This window comes from Dyadobacter sp. (assembly GCF_051859145.1).
Classification (GTDB): Bacteria; Bacteroidota; Bacteroidia; order Cytophagales; family Spirosomataceae; genus Dyadobacter.
The window spans coordinates 1-4862 of record NZ_JBHYGF010000328.1; the positions used below are offsets into that span (position 1 = coordinate 1).

The window sequence follows — 4862 nt, forward strand, 5'->3', positions numbered from 1 at the left end:
TGGACAAAATGTACTTCCGCCCATTCAGCCGCGACGAGATCAACCGTAACGCGAAGCTGGTTCAGAATCCGGGTTACGATAAGTAATCGGATGTTACAGATACTGAAAACCCGCGCCGGCATATCGGCGCGGGTTTTTTGTTTTTGGTGAAAATGACAACATAATGCGGAGCTGATTACCATTACAGTAATCTTGAAAAATCTGCTATTGCTTTGTATGTAAGATAGTTAGCAATTTTGGCACAATGATGTTTATGAGTCAGGTAGAAGTGCGGATGCACGAGAATTAGTATCAATTGTCTAAAAAACATACGATCATGAAAAAGCTAATAGTATCGGCACTTGCCCTGACGCTGATTTCCTTTGCCTCGGCGCAGGCCCAGACAGGCCAGCCGGAAGCGCAACAACAGGAGGTAGCAGCGCAAAAGCAGTCCACCGTCAAAAAAGATAACAAGGAAGACAAAGTTGCCGTAAAGCCGGAAGATCTTCCGGAAGGAATCAAGAAGACGATCAAAAGTGACGACTTCGCCGGATGGACGGTCAAGAAGGCTTTCCTGGTAACGGAAAATAATAATTCGCAGTACTATGAATTGCAGGTGGCAAAGGGTAATGAAAATGCCCGTGTGAAGTTGGATAAAGATGGTAATAATGCAGGATAAGGTTTTTGATCCAGCATATTAGTGAAGCCGGGACTTGTTCCCGGCTTTTTTTACGCCCTGCTTTCAATTCTTTGCCAGATAATAAATGAACCCCGCCACTCTTTCATTGTAAAATTCAAATATCTATTCAAAGCTTATTTTGAGTTGCAGAACTTAAAATAAGAAAGATGGCGAATACAAAAACAATGATCGACCAATGGTCGGTGCGTGACCTCGAAGATAATACGAGCATCAATGTGGTGGTAGAGGCATGTACTGAGCTCGGGAATGCAGGTCTGCCGGGAATACAGATCATGAGTATGGGACAGTTTATCACCTTCGAGCCGAATGCAGTGGAGCGCTGGGCTTACCTGGCAGGCAAATCAGGCGCGACTGAATACTACATTGAAGATAAATCATGGGCAAGGAATGAAGACGAATATATCAAGTACCACCTGCTGACCGGCAGTCCTTTGAAAGCGCGGGTAACTGTCAAAACCAGAAGCTCAAAGCCCGTTTCAAGGGAGTATGAACTTCCTTTTGAAGTTTAGTGGCGGGTCGTTCTGGCAATTTAGCATTACAAATTTTCGCGGCTTACAACCATTTTTTGCATTAATGGTTCTTTTGATTGTCTTTAATTAACATACCATGAAAAAAACAATTCTTATCGCATTGATCTGTGCTTCCACATTTGCATGCACAAAAAATGAAGTAGCCGCTCCGCAGGAAAAAGCAGCGACTACCATTGTACCTTATCGTCAGTTGACCACCGTCCCGACAACAGGCGATGACCTGAAAGTGGATCTCCGCGAAGTCACCGACAGTCGCTGTCCGAAGAATGTCGTTTGCATTCAGATGGGCGATGCCAAAGTAAAATTCAATGTGTCCGATGGAAAAAATGCTACCGACGTTGATTTGGCGTTTAAAGGAGACAAGCGCACCGATTTTCAAACATTCACGCTGAGCGGCCAAAACTATGTGCTCAGTGTGAACGAGGTACTTCCATATCCGGAAACTTCCCAGTCGCCCAAGTTGGAAGACTATAAGGTAAACGTTTCCATTGAGAAAAAGTAAAAGGTAAATTGGTGTAAGGTTTGTAAAGGGAGTCAGCTCGATCTGGCTCCTTTTCTATTTTATATACTTTTGAGGCGTTTGTTCGATTGTTGCGTAAATTGAGCTATCAACACGATTTAAATGCAATGACGCCCAATTTTTCAAGAAGGGAAGTATTAAAGGGACTTGGAGCAGTAGGTGCAAGTTTGCTTATTGATCCCGTTCCGGTGAAAGCCATTAAAGCACCAGCTATGTTAATGCAGCGTAACATTCCTTCGTCAGGAGAGAAGCTTCCCGTTGTGGGGCTGGGTTCCTGGCAGCAGTTTGATGTGGGTAGTTCTGCCGATGAGCGAAATCCATTGAGAGATGTTTTGAAAAAAATGAACGAACTGGGCGGAAAGGTTGTCGATGCCTCACCCATGTACGGCCGGGCTGAACAGGTAATCGGGGATTTGTCGGCGGAATTAAAACTCAATGAACAATTCTTCTTTGCTACGAAAGTATGGACAAACGGGCGCCAGGAAGGTATTGATCAGATGAATGCCTCGTTGAAGAAAATGAAACGTACCAGGCTGGACCTGATCCAGATCCATAACCTGCTTGACTGGGAAACGCATTTGAAAACATTGAAAGACTGGAAAGCGGAGGGAAAAACGAGGTATATAGGAATCACGCATTACACAGACTCGGCACATTCCAGGCTTGAACAAATCGTAAAATCGAAGTCAGTGGACTTCGTGCAGTTTAACTATTCCATTCGCTCCAGAAATGCCGAAAAAAGCCTGCTGAATGCGGCGCGTGACAATGGAGTGGCTGTTTTGATCAACGAACCCTTCGAGCAGGGAGCATTGTTCAGGGCCACCAAAGGCAAGCAGCTACCCGACTGGGCGGCCGATTATGGTATCAAAAGCTGGGCGCAGTATTTCCTCAAATACATCATCAGCCACGAAGCAGTTACCTGCGTCATTCCCGGCACTTCCGATGTAAAGCACCTGGTTGATAATCTTGGTGCTGCAACCGGCAAATTGCCTGACGCAAATGCAAGGAAAATGATGGTGAAGTACATTGAGGCGCTTTGACGCAACTATGCCTGTACTTTTGAAGTAAGATAGTTGAGCAATGCAGTAGCGGCCATCAAAGCCGGGCCGGCCAATGGGTCGCTGAAAAGCACATCACAATCTGCTTCGCCGAAATAGAGCCCATTGGATACCAGAAAGGAAATCCTTGCATTGCCAGTCTTGGGTGGATTAAGCCGTCCGTGTGGCCAGATCCCTATTTCCTGCACCACCTTACTGCTTTCTAGAAGCAAAGTGTCAATAAGTACCTGTGATTGTTCATTGGAAGATTCCCACAAAATGATCTTGCCGGTATGATGCAGGTACCTGGCTGTTCCATCCTGGTAGGCTGCGAGCACATCCAGCCCGTCCTGCAAGCCTACTTCAACGATAACACCCAGGAGCTCCTGTTTCAGAACAGGCTGGTTGGTCTGGCGTAATCTGTGGTAAGCCAGCAGCTTGATCCGCGTCTCGTTGGTAGCCAGATCAATCAGTCCGTACAGTTCATCCGGTGTTGCCATCGGATTGAAAAGTACCTGCCAGGGGTATACCCCGGTATCTTCCAGCACCTCTTCAAAAAGAGACAGCTCATCACAAAAGAGCATTTCGTAAAGAAAGCTCAGCTCATTCCCTGTTGCATCCACTGCTTTATTGTCATTGAACATAGTCATTTCGGATTGTTGGTTGTTAATGCCAAACATCGCCTTTTGTTTGCTTTGCGCGGCAATGAAATGATTTGGTGGTTCAATTCAGCTTGTAAGCGTAAGGCAACGTGCAGGAGGTACTATCCCGCATGTGTGTTTTTGCTCAAAGCTGTGTGGAGGTCAGGTAATATGCTAAATGCGATATCGTCAGCTCAGGGTAATGCAAAAGCAACATATTGATTGCCTTTCTTGGTACCAAGCTTGGTACCTCCGCAGGCGATCACGACAAACTGCTTTCCGTTTGCTTCATATGTAGCGGGTGTGGCAAATCCGGCCGCCGGGAGCATGGTTTCCCACAAAAGTTTTCCATTGGTTTTATCAAAAACCCTGAATTTTCCATCCTTGGTCGCTGCGATAAAAAGCAGTCCGCTGGCGGTCACAACAGGACCTCCGTAATTTTCGGTGCCGGTCGTTGGAACTCCTTTCGCTTTCAATGCAGCCACTTCACCAAACGGGATTTTCCAAAGATATTTGCCCGTATTCAGGTCGATCGCATTCAAAGTACCCCATGGCGGCGTAATTGCGGGTAGCCCGTTTGCATCCAGGAATTTGTTGTATCCGGTGCTTTGGTATGGTAGAAATGTCTTTTTGGAGGCGGGAGTTTGCGATACCGCTTCCACTTTTTCGTCACCAAACAGGAAGGAAATCAACGCCTGCTTTTCGCCCGCAGTGAGCATTGGAAAGCCCGGCATCATTCCTTTGCCTGATGTGACAAGCTGGCTGACAAATGCCCGGTCGCGGCGGCTGCCAATATCCACAAGTGACGGATACCCGCTTTTTGCATTGCCTTTCCGCTGTGCGCCGTGACAGGTTGCGCAGTAAGTAGTGTAAGTTTTCTCGCCCGGGCTTAGCGTCGATAGTTCCGATTCCTTGGGTGTGTCTTTCATCGTTAGTATCCAAGCCATTTCGTTGCTGTTTACATACAATATACCCTTATCAGGATCAGCCGCCGCGCCGCCCCATTCAGCTCCGCCATCGAAGCCAGGCAGGATCACAGTACCTTCCTTGCTTGGGGCAGCGAAAAGTGCTTTTTTGTAGGTTTTGAATTTAGCTTTAAGTGAATCCCGGTCGGGCGCATAGGGACTGATATCATTTTCTGTCAAAGTGTAGGCTTGTCTTGCAAATGCGGCCGGCCTGGTCGGTACGGGCTGGGTGGGCCAGGGGTGTTCGCCAGGCAATGCAGCCTGTGGCGCGGTTACCTCGCGGATCGGGTAAATAGGTTTACCTGTGGCCCGGTCAAAAAGGAAAATGTATCCCTGCTTACTTACCTGCGCTACTGCATCAATCTTCTGTCCGTTTTTCGTGACTGTTACCAGGTTCGGCGGAGCAGGCAGATCGCGGTCCCACATATCGTGGTGCATGGTTTGAAAATGCCAGATCCGCTTTCCTGTACGCGCGTCCAGTGCAAGCAGG

The 4862-nt window shown here is 47.4% G+C and carries 7 protein-coding genes; 5 read left to right on the forward strand and 2 right to left on the reverse strand.

All coding sequences use genetic code 11. From position 1 onward, the window contains the following. The 5 genes from ACTIE6_RS17625 to ACTIE6_RS17645 form a co-directional block, all read left to right on the forward strand. Positions 1-86, forward strand: an 86-nt coding sequence (locus ACTIE6_RS17625; RefSeq protein WP_439557896.1) for a RagB/SusD family nutrient uptake outer membrane protein, incomplete at its 5' end; no start/stop codon positions are given. Positions 87-316: 230 nt separating this feature from the next. Then, positions 317-658: a hypothetical protein gene (locus ACTIE6_RS17630; protein ID WP_439557890.1), complete on the forward strand. Its 342-nt coding sequence runs from the start codon at positions 317-319 to the stop codon at positions 656-658. 167 nt (positions 659-825) lie between these two features. Next, positions 826-1188, forward strand: a complete 363-nt coding sequence (locus tag ACTIE6_RS17635) for a hypothetical protein (protein ID WP_439557891.1) — start codon at positions 826-828, stop codon at positions 1186-1188. A gap of 97 nt (positions 1189-1285) precedes the next feature. Continuing rightward, entirely contained in the window at positions 1286-1711 is a 426-nt protein-coding gene (locus ACTIE6_RS17640; protein WP_439557892.1) for a hypothetical protein, read from the forward strand. A 125-nt stretch (positions 1712-1836) separates the two neighbouring features. Further along, positions 1837-2769 carry an aldo/keto reductase gene (locus ACTIE6_RS17645; RefSeq protein WP_439557893.1) on the forward strand — a complete coding sequence of 311 codons (933 nt, stop codon included), beginning with the start codon at positions 1837-1839 and terminating at the stop codon, positions 2767-2769. A 5-nt stretch (positions 2770-2774) separates the two neighbouring features. On the opposite strand, the gene ACTIE6_RS17650 is transcribed toward ACTIE6_RS17645, so the two are convergent. Further along, positions 2775-3416 carry a hypothetical protein gene (locus tag ACTIE6_RS17650; protein ID WP_439557894.1) on the reverse strand — a complete coding sequence of 214 codons (642 nt, stop codon included), beginning with the start codon at positions 3414-3416 and terminating at the stop codon, positions 2775-2777. 185 nt (positions 3417-3601) lie between these two features. Further along, a partial coding sequence (locus tag ACTIE6_RS17655; RefSeq protein WP_439557895.1) for a c-type cytochrome occupies positions 3602-4862 on the reverse strand: 1261 nt, incomplete at its 5' end.